Here is a 17,456-nt window from a genome sequence, read left to right as displayed (position 1 = left end):
ATTGCGCTGGCCGGAACTCTTTCCTTGAGCGTGCTCTGCCACGCCGCGCCGGCGGCGGCGCAGGAAAACGTCTTGCCGTCCATCAATCTGCAACTCTCTCCCTGGACGGTCATCGCCCGGGAGAAGGGCATCTTCAAGGAAGAGTTCGACCGGATCGGAACGACCGAGGTCAACCTCATCGCTTCGGGTGCGGCCGATCTTCTGGGGGCCGAGGCCGCGGCCGTCGGCGGCGGCGCCATCGCCATCGCCCAGCGGATGATCTATCCCGCCACGGTTCACGTTGCCAACGGCCTCGACGGCGTGATCGTCTGGGTTTCGGAGGCTTCCAACCGCTATCGGGCGCCCATCCTCGCACGGGCCGACAACGACGAAATCCAGTCCGTCGCGGATCTTGACGGCAAGAAGTTCGGCAGCAGCCGCATCAGCTGCTACTGGTCTTCGCCATTCGAGATCGCCACGAAGGCCGGCCTGCCTTTCGATTCCCGCCTGGAAAAGGGCCGCATCCGCTATGAATCGATCGACAACGGCGCGGTGGCCATTTCGGCCGTTCTGTCCGGCGCCACGGATGCGACGACCGCCCATCTGGCGGCGGGCCAGTTCACCGGCGCATGGCTGTCCGGCAAGCTGAAGGTCGTGGACCGTTCGCCCGACGACGGCATCTACGTCAACAATGCCGGCCGCGTGACCTATTTCGCCCGCCGCGATTTCGTCGAGAAATATCCCGCCGTGGTCAAGGCCTTCCTGGCCGCGCGTGAGCGTGTGCGGGAGTGGACCTACGACAACGTCGACGAGGCGGCCGAGATCGTCGCCCGCGAAACCCGCGTTCCGCTGGAAGTGGCTAAGTTCCAGATCACGCATGCCGGCGAGTGGGAGTTCATGGCGGGAGAGCCGAATGTCGACCGCGCCCGTCAGGCGATCAAGAACTTCCAGGAATGGTACGTCGCCAACGGTGACGACATTCTCAACGAGCGTCGCCTGAGCGACGAGCGGGTCGATGAGGTCGTCCAGGCCCGCTTCTTCGTCGGCGGCGAATACTCCATCTATCGCTGAAGCATTTCCAGAAAAAGTGTGAAGCGGTCTGGATCGGAAATGCCCTCATTGCCGATCCAGACCGTATAAGGAAGGCATATCATGACCACGACAACCGAGGTCGCCGGCGAAACGCCGGCGACGAGCCCGTCCGGAACGTCGATTCGCGGACTTTTCGGCAGGCGGATCGGCAAGATCAACCTCACCGGACTGATCCTGCCGCTGATCATTTTCGTCCTGTGGCAGACGGCTTCGTCCCGCGGCTGGGTCGACTCCGTCTTCCTGCCGAGGCCCGCCGTCGTCGTCGAGGCATTCTGGACGATGCTTCTGAAACAGAATTTGCTGCTGGACATCTCGACCAGCATCGGCATCGTCGGGCAGGCCTTCATCTACGGCTCGGTCATTGCCATCGTGCTCGGCGTGGCGGCGGGCCTGTCGCAGCGGGTGGAACGGTTCTTCGGCCCGACCTTCGACACCATCCGCCACATTCCCGGCATCGCCTGGCTGCCGCTGATCGTGCTGTGGCTCGGCATCGGGGCGCCGGCGAAGGTGGTGGTGATCGCCAAGTCCGTCTTCTTCCCGGTGTTCCTGAACACCTTGCAGGGCATCCGCAACGTCGACCGAAACTATATCGACCTCTCCAAGGTGCTGACGCTGACCCGCTGGCAGCTGGTCCGGCAGGTGATCCTGCCCGGCGCCATGCCCAGCATCATCGTCTCGCTGCGCTATGCGGCGGGTCTCGCCTGGGCGCTGGTGGTCGTGGCGGAAGGCCTGAGCGGTCTGGAAGGGCTGGGCTTCCTGATCTTCCGGGCGCAGGGCCTGCTTCTGACCGACCAGCTCATCGTCTGCATGATCATCATCGGGTTGATCGGCTTCCTGATCGACCGCGGCATGTTCGCCATACAGCGCCGGGTGCTGCGCTGGAAACAGGGCTACGACGGCTAGCCGGCTTTACGTCAAGACAAGGAGATCACCATGAGCACATCCGGCAGGCTGGAAATCAGCAGCGTCTCGAAAAGCTACGAGGTGGCCGACAACAAGACGTTCGACGCGCTCGTCGGCGCCACCTTCTCGGTCGAACCGGGCAGCTTCGTCTCGCTCGTCGGGCCGAGTGGCTGCGGCAAGTCGACCCTGCTGCGCCTCATCATCGGCCTCGATGACGATTACCGCGGCGATATCCTCCTGAACGGCCAAAGGATTTCCGGCACGAGCCTGTCGCGCGGCATCGTCTTCCAGGATCACCGCCTGCTGCCCTGGCTGACGCTGAAGCAGAACATCGGGCTGGCGCTCCAGAATATCGGCTGGAGCCGCGAGGAGAAGGAAAAGACCGTCCGCGAACATATCGCGCTCGTCGGTCTCAATGGTTTCGAGGATGCCTATCCCTATCAGCTTTCCGGCGGCATGGCGCAACGCGCGGCGATTGCCCGCGGGCTTGTGAGCCGCCCCGAAATCCTGCTGCTCGACGAGCCGCTGGGCGCGCTGGATGCGCTGACGCGCCTGCGCCTTCAGGAGGAAATCCAGCGTATCTGGCGCGTCGAGGGCGTGACCATGATCCTCGTCACCCACGATGTCGAGGAGGCGATCTATCTCAGCAACAAGGTGATCGTCATGAACACCAATCCGGGCCGCGTGGTCGATGAAATCAGGATCGATCTGGATTTCCCCCGCGACCGGACGGATGTGCGGTTTGCCGAATTGAAGCGCAACATCCTCTCCCAGATGGGCGATTACGTGCCCGCCGCCAGGGCGGCCTGACGATGGCGGGTGCGGCGATCCGGGGCAGGCTGGTCGCGGGCCTTCTGCTGCTTGCGCTCGGCCCTTCGCCCGCGCTGGCGGTCAGCAGCGCGCCGTCCTCGGACCTTCCCGACATTTCCGCGATCCGGGCGCAGATCTATGGTGGCGATCACGAGAAAGCCATCGCCGCCCTGCTGGAACTGACGCAAACCGTCCAGCACGCGGAACTCTACAACCTTCTCGGCTACAGCCACCGCAGCCTCGGGCGCCATGAAGAGGCGGGAAAGTATTATCGCGAGGCGCTTTTCCTCGATCCCTCCCATCGCGGTGCGCTGGAATATCAGGGCGAGCTTTTCATCACGACCGGCAATCTCGACGGGGCGCGGACCAATCTGCGCTACCTTCAGCTTCTGTGCGGCGAAAAGGGCTGCGCCGAGGAGGAACAGTTGCGCAAGGCACTGGCGGAAGCGGAGCCCTGAGCGGCTGGCCAGGGCGTAATTCCAGGAAAAGTGTGAAGCGGTTTTCCGTCCGGAATTGGGCAGACACACATAGTTAGAGCATTTCAGCGTTTCCATGAAATGCTGAAATGCTCTAATCGCCCTTGGACGCCAGTTCTTCCAGCTTGCGCCGCCGCACGTCCGGGTCTTCCTGATAGCGCACGGTGTCGAAGAGGTTCCCCCCGGCATCGACCAGATAGAGAAGCGCGGTGTGCTCCATCGTGTAGTCGCCGTCCGAGGTCGGAACCTTGCGGAAGACGGCCTTGTAGTTCCTCGCGATCCGCGCGGTCTCTTCCGGCGTTCCGTAAAGCGCGACCACACGGTTTCCGAACGCCTCGGCATAGGACTGAAGCGTCTCCTGCGTGTCGCGTTCGGGATCGACGCTGACGAAGAAGACGTTCAGGCTGGCCGCCTTCGGGCCGAGGAATTCCAGGTCCTCGGAGATTTCCCAGAGCGTCGTGGGGCATATTTCCGGGCAATGGGTAAAGCCGAAGAACAGCACATAGGGCGCGCCTTCGAGGTCCTTCTCGGTCAAGACCTCGCCCCGGTGGGTGGTCATCCGGAACGGACCGCCCAGCCGGGGCGGCGGCAACGTCTCCGCCCTCGGGCCGGCAGGAAAGCCGGTGCCGGCAAGAGCGAGAAAGGGCAGGGCGGCAAGCGCTTGCCTTCGGGTGAGCGGCATCAGGGTCATCCCGGTTCGTGCGGTTCCTCGTTCGGTGCAGAGGCGACCGCCGCGGTCCGTGCGGCGACGCCCCTCTATTGTTATTTAGCGGAGGGCTATGCCACACTCAAAGCCGGGCCGTGCCGACGGGCGGCAATTGTTAGAATGACTTTTCGCAATTCGAGGCGTTCAGGCCATTCTCGCCTGTGCCGGTATGTCCCGCCCGACACGGCTTGCGATCTGTTCCGCGATGAAGACGGCGTGCTCGGTCACTTGCGGCAGCCCCATCAGTTCGCCATACGTGCCGCGCGCCAGCGGCCCGGCGATCAGCAGCCCGTCCTCTACAGTCCCGTCCGGCGAAAGGGCCTGTGAATCGCGGTTGCACCACAGGCCGAGGCCGGTCGGGCAAAGGGCGATGTATCCGTCCGCGGCAAGCTGCGACAGCAGCGGCTGCGAGCCGAGGATGCCGCCATGCGCCGGCCCGGTCGTCACGACGACGGCCTCAACCTCGAGCGGCTCCGGGTCGGCGCGCCGGCGCTCTTTCAGAAGAACGCGGATGGTGTCGCCATCAGCCTCCGCCGAGCGGATCGAGGCCGCCTTGACCGTGAGGCTGCCATCCGCGATGGCGCGGTCGAGAACCGCTTCGATCTGCGGGGCGATGCGGAAGCGGTGTACGTCCCAGAAGGGGCGGACATGCCGAACGAGCCTGCGTGTCTCCGAAAGGGGCAGGCTTGCCCAGATGTCCTGCGCCTGCTGGCGAACGGCATCGAGAACCGCATGCCAGCTCAGGCCCCGGGTCTCCGCCTCACGAATGGCGCGTCTGATCCGGCCAAGAAGTTCCGAAGCGTGCCGCGCCGGTGGATGCAGAAAATCGCCGAAAGGCTCCTGCGCGGTGGCGGGGTGCCCGCGCGAGCGAAGGCCGCGCCGGGACACGGAAACGATCCTGCCGGTGTGGCCACGCCGCTTCAAGGCGGCAATCACGTCCGCCGCCGTCAGGCCGTTGCCGACGACGAGCACACGGTCCTCGGGGCCGATCCTTCCGAGCGCGTCCGGCAGGGTGGCGTCCGCCACCAGGCCGGGATGCGCGGCGAGCGGACGCAGGGAAGACGGAAGAGCGGGAGCGGGATGGCTGACGGCGAGAGCGAGGATATCGGCATCGAGCGTTTCCCCGTCCTGATCCGTTATCCGCCATCCTCCGTCCTCCTTGCGGGCGCGGGTTGCCCGCACCCGCCGATGTTCGACCGCGCCGGCATCGATGAAGGGCTGAAGCTGGGCCGCGGCGTAGCGCCCGAACGTTTCGCGCCGGGGAAAGGGAACGCCGCCGGCGACGGCTTCCGGATCGTCCTTCAGCGCACCGGTGACGGTAAGCCACCGGGCAAAGCTTTCGGGATCGTCGGGAAAGAGCGACATCCGCTCGGCCGGGACGTTGATGCGGTGAACCGGTTCGGCCGTGTCGTAGGCAAGACCGGCGCCGAGCCGGTCGCGTGGTTCGAACAGGACGATCCGCGCTGTTTTTCTCTCTTCGCGCTGCCGCAGCCTGAGACTGTTTCGCGCCAGAGGGGGCGCCGAAACGTCGGCGACGGCCGCTCGGCCTTGCGAACCGTGCGGGCCCAAAGCCATTTCGGCGAAGTGCGCCGTCTCTGCCTGCCCGAGCCTGCGCGCCAGATGCAAGGCGACGGTCGCGCCGGTGACGCCGCCGCCGATCACGGCCACGGTGGGAAAATGGTTCCGGCTCGACATGAACCGCCTCCTGCTGTTGCCGGAAGCGTCTCTCCGGCGGACTCAAGACATGGGAAACCGGTGGATCAGGATCCGGCTGCGCTGCGGATATTGCCGGCATGGCCGCCGCCGCCGAACACCTGCTTTTCGCCGAAGGACGAACGGATCGGGTTGCGCGGGCCGGCAAGGCCGAGTTCCGGGAACAGGAGTTCGGACACGCGATAGGCTTCCTCCAGATGCGGATAGCCCGATGCGATCACCGTATCGATGCCGAGTGCCTGATATTCCCGGAGGCGGGCGGCGACCGTTGCCGGCGAGCCGACCAGCGCCGTGCCCGCGCCGGAGCGCACCAGGCCGATGCCGGCCCACAGGTTCGGAGACACTTCCAGCTTGTCGCGCCGGCCGTTATGCAGCGCGACCATGCGGGCTTGCCCGACCGAATCGGAGTTGTCGCGGAAGATTTTCTGCGCGGCGTCGATCGTGTCGTCCGACAGGCGGGAGATGAGGCGGTCGGCGGCCTCCCAGGCTTCCTCGTCCGTCTCGCGGACGATGAAATGCAGGCGGATGCCGAACGTGACCCTGCGCCCCTTGGCGGCAGCGGCGGCCCGCACCCGGCCGATCTTTTCCGCCACCTGCTCCGGCGGCTCGCCCCAGGTCAGGTACTTGTCGATGATGCCGGCGGAAAAATCGATTGCCGCGTCGGAAGAGCCGCCGAAATAGATCGGCGGGCGCGGTTCCTGCACCGGCGGCACGCCGAGGGTCGCATGGTGCGCTTTGATGTATTTCCCGTCGAGATGGGCGCTTCCCGTTTCGATCAACTGGTTGAAGACCTGGAAGAATTCGTCCGCATGGTCGTAGCGCTCGTCATGCGGCAGGAAGATGCCGTCGCCGGCCAGTTCCTGCGCGCTGCCGCCGACGACGATGTTCAGCAGCAGGCGCCCGTGTGACACCCGGTCGAGCGTCGAGGCGAGGCGGGCATAATAGGCCGGGGAGGCGGTGCCCGGACGGATGGCCACCAGGAATTTGAGCTTCTCGGTGTGTGCGGCGAGATTGGCGGCGAGAACGAAGGATTCCTCACAGGCTGCGCCCGTCGGAATCAGGACGCCGGAATAGCCGAGCCGGTCGGCGGCCTTCGCGATCTCGGCGAAATAGCCCGGATCGGCAGGACGGCTCAGATCATCCGTTCCGAGATAGGCGCCGTCGCCGGATGAGGGAATGAACCACAGGAAATCCAGAGGTTTGTCGGTTCCGGGCATGGGAAAGGGTCCTTTTCGAATTCGATGGCCGATGCGCCCGCAGCCTCGACACCGGCCCGCGCATCCTCTGTCCAGAAGATAGCCCATTCGGCCGGACCACTAAGGAATCGCATTCTAATTTTGTCCCGCTCGCGGAAGTTTAACTTCTGAAGGGGCACATGAGCGCGAAAACGCGTCACCTCGGCGCGGGGACGTATCTTCCCGCCGGCCCGCCGGCGCTTTTCCGTTTTCACCCCGCCCGCATGTCCGCTTGCGATGCAGGGATGGCGCGCCCGGCCACGGGCCGGTTGACGAAAAACAATTCTCCATCGCTTGCGACAAACGAAACGGAATGTATCGAAGAGACAGCGGATTTATGGTTGGTTGAACGGCGATTGTGCCGCTGCCGGCCAACAGCCGCTGCGGGTTCGCCGGTCCCGCCTTCCCGAGGCCGAGGAGAAACCATGTCCACCCCGAAAAAGAAGATCGTCCTCAACGCCTTCAACATGAATTGCGTCGGCCACATCAATCATGGCCTGTGGACCCACCCGCGCGACACGTCCGTCGATTACAACACGCTGGAATACTGGACCTCGCTGGCCGCGACGCTGGAGCGCGGCCTGTTCGATGGCCTGTTCATCGCCGATATCGTCGGGGTCTACGACGTCTATCAGGGCAATGTCGACGTGACGCTGCGCGAATCCGTGCAGCTTCCGGTCAACGACCCGACCCTGCTCGTTTCGGCTATGGCGGCGGTGACGCGGAACCTCGGCTTCGGCATCACCGTCAACGTCAACAGCGAGCAGCCCTATACGTTCGCGCGGCGCTTCTCGACGCTCGATCACCTGACGCGTGGCCGCATCGGCTGGAACATCGTCACCGGCTATCTCGACAGCGCGGCCCGCGCCACCGGCCAGGCGGGGCTTCACCTGCACGACCGGCGCTACGATCAGGCCGACGAGTATCTGGAGGTGCTCTACAAGCTCTGGGAAGGAAGCTGGGCGGACGATGCCGTACTGCGCGACAGGGAGGTCCGCCGTTTCGCCGATCCGTCCAGAGTGCGCCCCATCTCCCACAAGGGCGAGTTCTATCAGGTCGAGGGCTATCACCTCAGCGAACCCTCGCGCCAGCGCACGCCGGTTCTTTATCAGGCCGGCACATCGACGCGCGGCAAGCAGTTCGCCGCCCGCCATGCCGAATGCGTCTTCATCTTTGGGCGCGACAAGCAGGCGACGCGTGCGGCCGTGCAAAGCATCCGTGAGCAGGCCGTGGCCGCCGGACGACGGCCCGGCGACGTGAAGATCATCCTCGGCATCGCCGTCGTCCCGGATCGCAGCCGGCAGGCGGCGGAGGAGAAGCTTGCGGAGTACAAGCGCCATGCAAGCCCCGAGGCGGCGCTGACGCATTTCTCCGCCTCGACCGGCATCGATTTCGGGAAATACGGTCTCGACGAGGTCATTCCCTACGGCCCCACAAACGCCATCCAGTCGGCCACGGAACATGCGAAGCAGCGCGGGCTGACGCGGCGGCAACTGCTGTCCGAAATGGCGCTCGGCGGGCGCTATCCGGCGCTGGCGGGTGACGCGGCGACGATTGCCGACGAGCTGGAATCCTGGGTCGACGAGGCCGATATCGACGGCTTCAACCTGACCCGCATCGTGACGCCGGAGAGCTACGAGGACTTCATCGACATCGTCGTTCCCGAGCTTCAGAACCGGGGCCGGTTCAAGACGGCCTATACGGAAGGTTCGCTGCGCCACAAGCTGTTCGGCGAGGGCGACCGGCTTCCGGCCCGCCATCCTGTTCAGGCTTTCCGCTATTCCGGCTGAGACGACAGACGATCCCGCCCGGTGGGCGCCGAGAAGAAATTCGGCCGGCGCCCGGACAAATGGAATAACCTGCTTTGTATATGATAATTATAGACAATAAGCTGTCCTGCGAAGTCGGAACAGGACCGGACGATGGTCGAAAGCCTGCATTTCCCGCACGACCCGATCTGGCGGCAATTGCTGCCTGAACGGCATCCGGTCACGGCGCGCGGTAAACCCGCGTGAAAGTCAACCGCCAGGATATTGAAGGAACCCGCCGTGGGCAGGATCTATAACGAACTTTTCGAACTGATCGGCAACACGCCGCTTTTCGAACTCCATCGCTACTGCCGGAATCGCAATCTCGCCGCCCGTCTTCTCGGCAAGATCGAGTATTTCAATCCGGCCGGCAGCGTGAAGGATCGCATTTCATGGTCCATCATCCGCGATGCCGAGGAGCGCGGCCTGCTGAAACCCGGCGATACCATCGTCGACGTGACGAGCGGCAACACCGGCATCGGGCTTGCGGCCATCGCGGCATCGCGCGGCTACAAGGCCAAATTCTACGCGAGCGACAATATCAGCGCCGACAAGATCCGTCTTCTGCAACAGTACGGCGCCGAGGTCGTGCCGGTGGAAAACGCCTTCTTTCTCGATCCGCTTGCGCTCGAAAAGATCACGGCGCGCGTGCAAGACGAGAATCCGGGCGCCTATTTCACCGACCAGCTCGCCAATCCGGCCAATCCGCGCACCCATTTCGAAACGACCGGTCCGGAAATCTGGCGCGATACGGACGGGGCCGTCGATGTCTTCGTCGCGGCCGTCGGCACGGGCGGAACGATCTCCGGCGTCGGCCGCTTCCTGAAGTCGCAGAAGCCCGGGGTGCGTGTGGTGGTGGCAGAGCCCGCGGAAGAGTCGCTCCCGACGGAGGAAAATCCCTATCCGGACCAGATCGACGGCGTCCACAAGGTGACGGAGGTGGAGCCGGTGCGCCTGCCGGACAATTTCGATGCTGGCGTGGTCGACGAGGTGATCGCCCTGAACACACCGGACGCCCGCCGGACGGCGCGGGCATTGGCGGCAGAGGAGGGCATTCTCGCCGGCATTTCCTCCGGCGCCACGCTGTATGCCGCAACCCTGCTCGCCCGACGTCCGGAAAATGAGGGTAAAACGATTGTCGTGCTGTTGCCGGATACCGGCGAACGTTACCTGACGGCCCCGGTTGCGCGGTGATCGGGAAAAGGTGCCGCCCGGAAACCGGGCGGCACGCAGGCCATGACGTCAGCCTGTGACGTTTCGGCGCCGGCTCAGCGTGCGCCGATGGCGGACGCAATCTTGCGGCCGAGTGCGCGCGCCGGCGAGGCGACGGGCGCGCTGGATGCGCTGGCGGCCCTGGGGCGGGTCGCAGCGGCCTGTTCGCCGAGGTTGAACTGCGACAGCAATTGCGCCAGCGACGCAGCTTCCCGTGCAAGCGTGTGCGTGGCAGCCGTCGTCTGTTCCACCATCGCCGCGTTCTGCTGCGTGCCCTGGTCCATCGTGTTCACGGCGGTGTTGATCTGGTGAAGACCCACGGCCTGTTCCTGGGAGGATTCGACGATGGCGGTGACGTGCTGGCTGATCTCGCGAACCTCCTTGACGATGGTTTCGAGGGCCGTGCCCGTATTGCCGACGAGGGTCACGCCGTTGCGCACCTGTTCGCCCGAAGTGTTGATGAGCGCCTTGATCTCCTTTGCGGCATTGGCCGAGCGTTGTGCAAGCTCGCGCACCTCCTGGGCGACGACGGCGAAGCCCTTGCCGGCCTCACCCGCGCGAGCGGCCTCGACACCCGCATTCAGCGCGAGAAGATTGGTCTGGAAGGCGATCTCGTCAATGACGGCGATGATGTTGCTGATCTCCTGCGACGAGGTTTCGATGGCGGTCATCGCCTCGACGGCATCGTGCATGACCTCGCCGGAGCGCTCCGCGCCATCGCGGGCCTGCTTCACCAGTTGACCCACCTCCTGGGCGCGCCGGCTGGAATCCCGGACGGTCGTGGTGATCTGCTCGAGCGCCGCTGCCGTTTCTTCCACGGAAGCCGCCTGCTGCTCCGTGCGTCGCGACAGGTTTTCGGCTGCGCTGAGGATTTCGTCCGAGCCTGCATTGACGCTGCGGGCGGTCGCACCCACGATCTTCAGCGTCTCGTGCAACCGGGTGACGGAGTTGTTGAAATTGGCGCGCAGTCCGTCCAGGTCGCCGGCGAATGCCTGGTCGATGCGGTGGGTGACGTTGCCCTCGGCCAATTGTTCCAGCCCTTCGGCCAGCGAGTCGACGGCGCGTTTCAGTTCCGCCGCTTCCTTCGCCTTCTGCTCCTCCCGGGCGATGCGCTCGCGCTCGGACAGGCTGCGGTTGGCGATCGCTTCCTCTTCCAGTCTCACCCGTTCGACGGCGTTGGCACGGAATACTTCCACGGCTTTCGCCATCGCGCCGACTTCGTCGCGGCGCTCGTTGCCGGGAATGTCCTCTTCCGTTCTGCCATCGGCCAGCGAGGCCATGCGCTCGCGCAGGAGCCGGATCGGCCCGGTGATGCCCTTGGCGGAAATAACCAGCGACAGCACGACTCCCAGCGCCATCGCCACCGCCGACAGGCCGAGCGACCACAGGATCGTGGCATTGGTCTGGGCCGTCAGGCGGTTACTTTCCGCCAGAACGTCGTCCGTGCGGGCGTTGAGCCAGTCGCGCCACTCCGTGGAGGTTTTGGTGAGCAGCGTATCGGCCTGTGCAAGCACGGCGGTCGCATCGCCCATCCGCCCCGCGCTGTCCAGCTCGATCGCGGCATCGGTCAGTTTGACGATATCGTTCACCGTCGCTTGAAAACCGTCCAGATCCGCAGACCATGAGGGCATGTCGGTTTTTGCGTTCTCGAGCCGCTCCGCCAGCCGGCTGATGTTCAGAACATAGGACTCGTGCGCGGCCTGCCGATCGGGCGACGTCTCCGGGAGCACCAGAACCTGATAGGCATTGTAGACGATCCCCATGAGATTGCGGCTCGCCTGGGACGTGCCGAGCGCCGCGACATTGTTCTCGGCGAGAAAGTCCGAATATTCGGTGTCGGCGTTCTTGTAGCGCACGGACATGTAGCCGGCGCTGCTCATCCCGATCAGGCATATAGGCAGGATCAGGGTCAGGATTTTCGTTTTGATTGCAGCATTCTGCAGAAAGGACATGATTACCTCGATGGGGGGGCGATCGGGAGGTATCGCGATTGTCGGAAACGCGCCGAAGATTGTGCAGGTTTCCAGTGTCGGAGGAGATCCAGCGGATGGATCGAGCGGACATTCCGGGGGGCCGGAGGAAGGCGTGCGTTGCCGCTGAATCGTGGGAGGATCGAAGCGACAAGGGAGGTCACACGCCGGAAACGTTCATGTTTCCCAGGGGAGGCGGTCTTGCGGCGCCAAGAAGCCAGAATTCACTTAATGGAAAATGAATACTCCCAAAAATGTCAATTTTTCCAATAAGTTAAATGCCATTATGGGTTGTATTTCCGTTCCGTCATGGCGACGGGAGGCGTAATGGATCGCGCGCCGGACCCGTAGCCCGCTCTCGTCGGGCCGCCGCCATTGAAGACGCAATTGCCATGTCGGGCCCTGCCGGATGACGGCCCTCGCCGAATGGCTGTCAGGCTTTTCCGGCTGCGTCGCAGCGTTTGAGGCATCGAGAAGGGCGCCGAGGACGCCAAGTTCGATGAGGCTGACGAACATGCGGTCGACGCGGATATATTGCCTGGCCTCTTGGAGCCGGTAGCCGATGCCCGCCGATGCGCCCGTCAGCTCGGCGGCCACCAGACTGAGAAAGGCGACGGCCGCGGCAATGCGGATGCCGGCCATGATGTGCGGCGATGCGGCCGGAATGACGACTTCGAGGAACTCACGGCTGCGGCTCGCCCCGAGGGAGCGCGACGCCTTGATATACGTCTCGGCGATCATCGACATGCCGTGATGCGTGTTCAGCCAAACGGCAAGGAAGACCGTGTAGCTGATGACGAAATATTTCGAGGCCTCGCCTATGCCGAACCAGACGATCGCGATCGGCACGAGCGCGATGGACGGGATCGGCCGGATGACGGACAGAAACGGCGACAGGGCAGCATTGATGAGCCTGACCCGCGATGTCATGAGGCCGAGAAAGATGCCGAGGACCGTGCCGATGACGAAGCCCGTGGCGGCGCGGCCGAGCGAGACGACCAGATCCTTCCACAGCACGCCGCTGCGCGCCATTTCGACGGCTGCGGCCCACACTTCCGGAGGCGCGGGGAAAAACGCCCTGTTGACGATCTCAAGCGACGCGACCAGCCACCACACCGCGGTTACGGCGGTCAATGAAGCGATCGTCGTCAGGGCACGCTGAACTAACAATGATGAAACCTCGGAAACTCGACGGAACGGGAATGTGGGCGCTTGAAACGGCCGGTTTCTGGGCGCGTCTTGACTGACAGCAAAAAGCCTAGCCTAGAACCGGCGAGCAACATACCGGTAAATTCAGGACATGTTGTGCTTGAAAGACGCACATGCGGCAAAAGCCTCGGCCGGGCTTCGGCAGGCCTCCGGTGTCGTCGGCGGCGCGGAAGGGAGCGCGCAATCGCAGCCGCGCAAAGCCCCTTGTGAGGGCGCTTTCCGACCGGTAACACTGCGTTTTGCTTGAAACTGCAAAACGCCCGACATTTGCCGCATCCGGCGCTAGAATGCCGGTGTTGTCTCGGCGGGTCGGAACATGGCGGATGCTCATAAGGTGGCTGCGGAATATCGGGCGTCGCGTGTCGCCCGGCTGTTCCTGACGTACAGGCTCTACATACTCGGCACCGTCAGTCTTGTGGTTTTCACGCTCGTGGCGTTCGGGGTTTACCGCCTGACCGCCGAGGTGCGCTATCAGGATGTGCTCGCCGCCCTGTCGAACACGTCCTGGGTTTCCATCGCGCTTGCCGTGCTTTTCACGGGCCTGAGCTTTCTGGCCCTGATCTTCTACGATTCCAACGCCCTCGATTACATCGGCCGCAAGCTGCCGTTTCCCTCCGTCGCCGTCACCGCCTTCGTCGCCTATGCGGTCGGCAACACGGTCGGCTTCGGACCGCTCAGCGGCGGGGCGATCCGGTTCAGGGCCTATTCCCGCTTCGGCCTGTCGCCAGGCGATGTGGCGCGCGTCATCGCCTTCGTCACGCTGGCCTTCGGTCTGGGCCTTCTGTCCGTCAGCGCGCTCGCGACGCTGGTCGTGGCGCCGCGCGTCGCCGGCATTCTGGAAATCGACGCCTTCTGGCTCCGGGCGATTGCGCTTCTCGTGCTGGTCGCGCTCGCCGGCCTGCTCTTCGTCAGCCGGAGCGGCCGGTCCGTCGGTCTTGGAGGGCTGAGCCTCAGGCTTCCGGACAGCCGAACCTCCTCCCGGCAGTTCCTTGTCTCGGCCTGCGACATCGCCGCTTCCGCCTCCGTTCTCTACGTGCTGCTGCCCGAAACGCATGTGGGCTGGCCGACATTCCTGGCGATCTACGCGGTGGCGATCGGTTTCGGTGTTCTCAGTCATGTGCCGGCCGGGCTGGGCGTCTTCGAAGCCGTCATCATGGCCGGGCTTTCCAACGTCATCGGCATCGATCAGTTGCTCGGCAGCCTCGTGCTCTACCGGCTGATCTACTATGTCCTGCCCCTGTTGCTGGCCATCGTGCTGCTGCTGGTCGTGGAAACGCGGCAGCTGACGATGCGGCCGGGCTTCGCCGAGGCGGCCCAGCTCGCCGGCAGGCTGGCGCCGGCGCTGATCTCGACGCTTGCCCTGGTCATCGGCACGATGCTGATCTTTTCGAGCGTGGTGCCGACGCCGGATACGGACCTCGATTTTCTCTCGGCCTATCTGCCTCTGCCGATCGTCGAAGCCGCGCATTTCCTGTCGAGCCTGCTCGGGCTGCTGCTGCTCGTCGCCGCGCGCGGCCTCGGCCAGCGGCTGGACGGCGCCTGGTGGGTGGCGCTGGCTGCCGCCTGCGTGGCCTTTGCATTCGCCTTCCTGAAGGCGGTCGCGGTGTTCGAGGCGGCGTTGCTGGCGCTCTTCATCGTCGCCCTGCTGTTCAACGCGCGTGCCTTCGACCGGCACAGCTCGTTGTTGCGCCATGCGCTGGGGCCGATGTGGCTTGCGACGATTGCCGTCATTCTGATCGCCGCCTTCATCATCCTTCTCTTCGTCTACCGCGACACGCAATATGCGCATGGCCTGTGGTGGCAGTTCGAATTTTCGGAGGAAGCGCCGCGCGGCCTGCGTGCGCTCCTCGGGCTTGCCATCGCGGCGTCGGCGGTCGCGCTGTTCAGCCTCCTGCGGCCGGCGCATTTCCGCACGCAGGCCCCCACGCCGGAAGATATCGAACGGGCCGTCGCCATCACGATGCGGCAGGACGTGGCCGACGCCAATCTGGTGCGCATGGGCGACAAGCGGCTGCTGTTTTCGCCGTCCGGCGACGCCTACATCATGTACGGCATTCACGGTCGCTCGTGGATCGCGCTGGGAGACCCCATCGGTGCGAAGGAAGAGTTTCCCGAACTGGTCTGGCAATTCGTCAGCGCCGCCCGCGCCGGCGGCGGCCGCGCGGCCTTCTACCAGATTTCGCCGGCCCTGCTTTCGGCCTGCACGGACGTGGGCCTGCGCGCCTTCAAGCTCGGCGAACTTGCGCTCGTCGACCTGTCGCAATTCGACCTGAAGAGCAGCCGTCTCGCCAATCTCCGGCAATCCTATAACCGCGGCCTGCGGGACGGCCTTGCCTTTTCCGTCGTTCCGGCCGCCGATGTCGGCGCGATCGTCGGCGACCTGAGAGCGATTTCCGACCGTTGGCTCGCCCATCACAACACCAAGGAGAAGACCTTCTCCCTCGGGGCGTTCGACGAGGCCTATGTCATGTCGCAGCCGGTCGCCGTCGTGCGGCTGGAAGGGCGTATCGTCGCCTTCGCCACCCTGATGGTGACGGACACGAAGGCGGAAGCCACGGTGGACCTGATGCGGTTTGCGCCCGACGCGCCGAAAGGCGCGATGGATTTCCTCTTCGTCAGCATGATCGAACATCTGCGAGAGGCCGGCTACCGGCAGTTCAATCTCGGCATGGCGCCGCTTTCGGGCATGGCGCGGCGCGAGGCGGCCCCGGTCTGGGACCGCGTCGGCGGCACGCTGTTCGAGCACGGCGAGCGCTTCTATAATTTCAAGGGGCTGCGCGCCTTCAAGTCGAAGTTCCAGCCGCGCTGGGAACCGCGCTATCTTGCCGTGTCGAACGGCGCCGGTGCCGCGCTCGCCCTGATGGACGTGACCTTCCTCATCGGCGGCGGTGTCAAAGGAGTGATTTCGAAATGAGCGTATCGCATCGTCTCGCAGTCTTCGGGCTGCTCGCATGCCTTCTGCCGGCCGCCGTTGCGGCGCAGGACAAGCGGCAGGACTTTACGACCGGCATGATCCCGGCCGATCACATCGTCCTGCCGGACGGCGCCCCGCAGGCGAGCGTCTTCCTGATTTCCGATGCGGCCGGCTGGGGACCCGACGACGACAGCCGTGCCGCCGACCTCGTCGCGAAAGGAACCGCCGTCATCGGCATCGACTTCCCTACCTATATCAAGGCCCTTGCGGCGGATCAGGGGGATTGCGTCTACATGGTCTCCGATGTCGAATCGCTCGCGCACCAGGTGCAGCGGGCCGGCGGCGCGACGACCTATCGTCCGCCGGTCGTCGCCGGCATCGGCGAGGGCGGTGCGCTGGCGCTTGCGATGATCGCGCAGAGCCCCGTGTCCACGCTCGGGGAGGCCATCGCCGTCGATCCGCAAGCGGGCATTCCGCTTGACAAGGTTCTCTGCACGCCGGCAACGAAATCCGAGGTCGATGGCCGCACGGTCTATGGCCTCACCGACGGCCCGCTTCCGGCCCCCGTAACCGTCTTCCTCACGGGCAGCGCGCCGCAGGCCGGGCGCGACCACGTGGCCGCGCTGAAGCAGGCGCATGCCGACATGGACGTGCGTGATAGCGATGGCGCGGCAGGCGAGGTGCTTTCGCAGGCGCTTGCCGACCGGATGGATGCGGGTGGAGACAATGGCGATCCCCTCGGCCTGCCGCTGACGATCCTCGAAGCGACGCCGGCGCTCGACACGATGGCGGTCGTCTATTCCGGCGACGGCGGCTGGCGCGATATCGACAAGCAGGTGGCCGGGGCGCTGCAACAGCGCGGCATTCCCGTCGTGGGAGTGGATTCGCTCCGCTACTTCTGGTCCGAGCGCAAGCCGCAGGAGGCGGCCGCCGATCTTACCCGCATCGTCGATGCCTATCGCAAGCAATGGAACGTCGCGAACGTCCTGCTCGTCGGTTATTCCTTCGGGGCTGACGTCCTGCCGGCCACGTACAATCTCCTGCCGCTAGAGGACAAGAGCCGCGTGCGCCAGATCACCCTCATGGCGCTTTCGCATCAGGTGGACTACGAGATTTCGGTGACGGGCTGGCTCGGGGTCGCCGGAGCAGGCGCCGGCGGCGACCCGGTGGACGATATCGCCCGGATAGACCCGCGTCTGGTGCAATGTATCTACGGCACGAATGAAGACGACGACCCGTGCCCGACGCTCAAGCCGGCCGGGGTGGAATCGATCGGCATCGACGGTGGCCACCACTTCGACGGCGATTACGAAGGCCTTGCGGAACGCATCGTCGACGGGCTCAGGACACGGCTCGGAACGCCTTAGGATCGGCGTTTCCAGCGCGGACCGGCCGAGGATTTCGACATGCGATGCGTCGCCGGTGCGGG

Annotated in this window: 13 protein-coding genes; 8 read left to right on the top strand and 5 right to left on the bottom strand. The window is 64.8% G+C overall.

Features of this window, described 5'->3' with window-relative positions:
- The first annotated feature begins 30 nt into the window (after positions 1 to 30).
- From NOF55_RS22450 to NOF55_RS22435, 4 genes are all read left to right on the top strand, one after another.
- On the top strand, positions 31 to 1,050 hold the full coding sequence (locus tag NOF55_RS22450) for an ABC transporter substrate-binding protein (RefSeq protein ID WP_306413413.1): 1,020 nt from the start codon (positions 31 to 33) through the stop codon (positions 1,048 to 1,050).
- Between the two features lie 81 nt (positions 1,051 to 1,131).
- Complete coding sequence (locus tag NOF55_RS22445; RefSeq protein ID WP_306413370.1) at positions 1,132 to 1,974, top strand: ABC transporter permease; 843 nt, start codon at positions 1,132 to 1,134, stop codon at positions 1,972 to 1,974.
- Positions 1,975 to 2,004: 30 nt separating this feature from the next.
- The gene (locus tag NOF55_RS22440; RefSeq protein WP_306413369.1) at positions 2,005 to 2,784 is read left to right on the top strand and encodes an ABC transporter ATP-binding protein; all 780 of its coding nucleotides are present in this window, start codon (positions 2,005 to 2,007) and stop codon (positions 2,782 to 2,784) included.
- A 2-nt stretch (positions 2,785 to 2,786) separates the two neighbouring features.
- On the top strand, positions 2,787 to 3,242 hold the full coding sequence (locus NOF55_RS22435; protein WP_306413368.1) for a tetratricopeptide repeat protein: 456 nt from the start codon (positions 2,787 to 2,789) through the stop codon (positions 3,240 to 3,242).
- A 112-nt stretch (positions 3,243 to 3,354) separates the two neighbouring features.
- Here the strand turns inward: NOF55_RS22435 and NOF55_RS22430 are convergent, their stop codons facing one another.
- The 3 genes from NOF55_RS22430 to ssuD form a co-directional block, all read right to left on the bottom strand.
- Positions 3,355 to 3,942, bottom strand: a complete 588-nt coding sequence (locus tag NOF55_RS22430; RefSeq protein WP_306413367.1) for an SCO family protein — start codon at positions 3,940 to 3,942, stop codon at positions 3,355 to 3,357.
- A 168-nt stretch (positions 3,943 to 4,110) separates the two neighbouring features.
- A complete protein-coding gene (locus NOF55_RS22425; protein WP_306413366.1) occupies positions 4,111 to 5,661 on the bottom strand; it encodes an FAD/NAD(P)-binding protein in 1,551 nt (516 codons plus the stop codon).
- Between the two features lie 65 nt (positions 5,662 to 5,726).
- Positions 5,727 to 6,896 carry an FMNH2-dependent alkanesulfonate monooxygenase gene (ssuD, locus tag NOF55_RS22420; protein WP_306413365.1) on the bottom strand — a complete coding sequence of 390 codons (1,170 nt, stop codon included), beginning with the start codon at positions 6,894 to 6,896 and terminating at the stop codon, positions 5,727 to 5,729.
- A gap of 443 nt (positions 6,897 to 7,339) precedes the next feature.
- Here ssuD and NOF55_RS22415 point away from each other — a divergent pair, with 443 nt between their 5' ends.
- Both NOF55_RS22415 and NOF55_RS22410 read left to right on the top strand, forming a co-directional pair.
- Positions 7,340 to 8,704 (top strand): LLM class flavin-dependent oxidoreductase, encoded by a 1,365-nt coding sequence (locus NOF55_RS22415; protein WP_306413364.1) that lies wholly within the window; start codon positions 7,340 to 7,342, stop codon positions 8,702 to 8,704.
- 258 nt (positions 8,705 to 8,962) lie between these two features.
- A complete protein-coding gene (locus NOF55_RS22410; protein ID WP_306413363.1) occupies positions 8,963 to 9,916 on the top strand; it encodes a PLP-dependent cysteine synthase family protein in 954 nt (317 codons plus the stop codon).
- A 74-nt stretch (positions 9,917 to 9,990) separates the two neighbouring features.
- Here NOF55_RS22410 and NOF55_RS22405 read toward each other — a convergent pair whose 3' ends face one another.
- Together NOF55_RS22405 and NOF55_RS22400 are read right to left on the bottom strand one after the other, a co-directional pair.
- Positions 9,991 to 11,886, bottom strand: coding sequence for a methyl-accepting chemotaxis protein (locus NOF55_RS22405; protein WP_306413362.1), 1,896 nt, complete (start codon positions 11,884 to 11,886; stop codon positions 9,991 to 9,993).
- 246 nt (positions 11,887 to 12,132) lie between these two features.
- Complete coding sequence (locus NOF55_RS22400) at positions 12,133 to 13,038, bottom strand: ABC transporter permease (RefSeq protein ID WP_306413361.1); 906 nt, start codon at positions 13,036 to 13,038, stop codon at positions 12,133 to 12,135.
- 391 nt (positions 13,039 to 13,429) lie between these two features.
- Between NOF55_RS22400 and mprF the strand changes: the two genes are divergently transcribed.
- Together mprF and NOF55_RS22390 are read left to right on the top strand one after the other, a co-directional pair.
- On the top strand, positions 13,430 to 16,027 hold the full coding sequence (mprF, locus tag NOF55_RS22395) for a bifunctional lysylphosphatidylglycerol flippase/synthetase MprF (RefSeq protein ID WP_306413360.1): 2,598 nt from the start codon (positions 13,430 to 13,432) through the stop codon (positions 16,025 to 16,027).
- Positions 16,024 to 17,394, top strand: a complete 1,371-nt coding sequence (locus tag NOF55_RS22390) for a virulence factor family protein (RefSeq protein WP_306413359.1) — start codon at positions 16,024 to 16,026, stop codon at positions 17,392 to 17,394. The genes mprF and NOF55_RS22390 overlap by 4 nt, the downstream gene beginning before the upstream one ends.
- Positions 17,395 to 17,456: the final 62 nt, after the last annotated feature.

The sequence above is a fragment of the Ectorhizobium quercum genome, from assembly GCF_026552795.1.
Classification (GTDB): Bacteria; Pseudomonadota; Alphaproteobacteria; order Rhizobiales; family Rhizobiaceae; genus Ectorhizobium; species Ectorhizobium quercum.
This window is presented reverse-complemented; position numbering and strand designations above follow the sequence as displayed.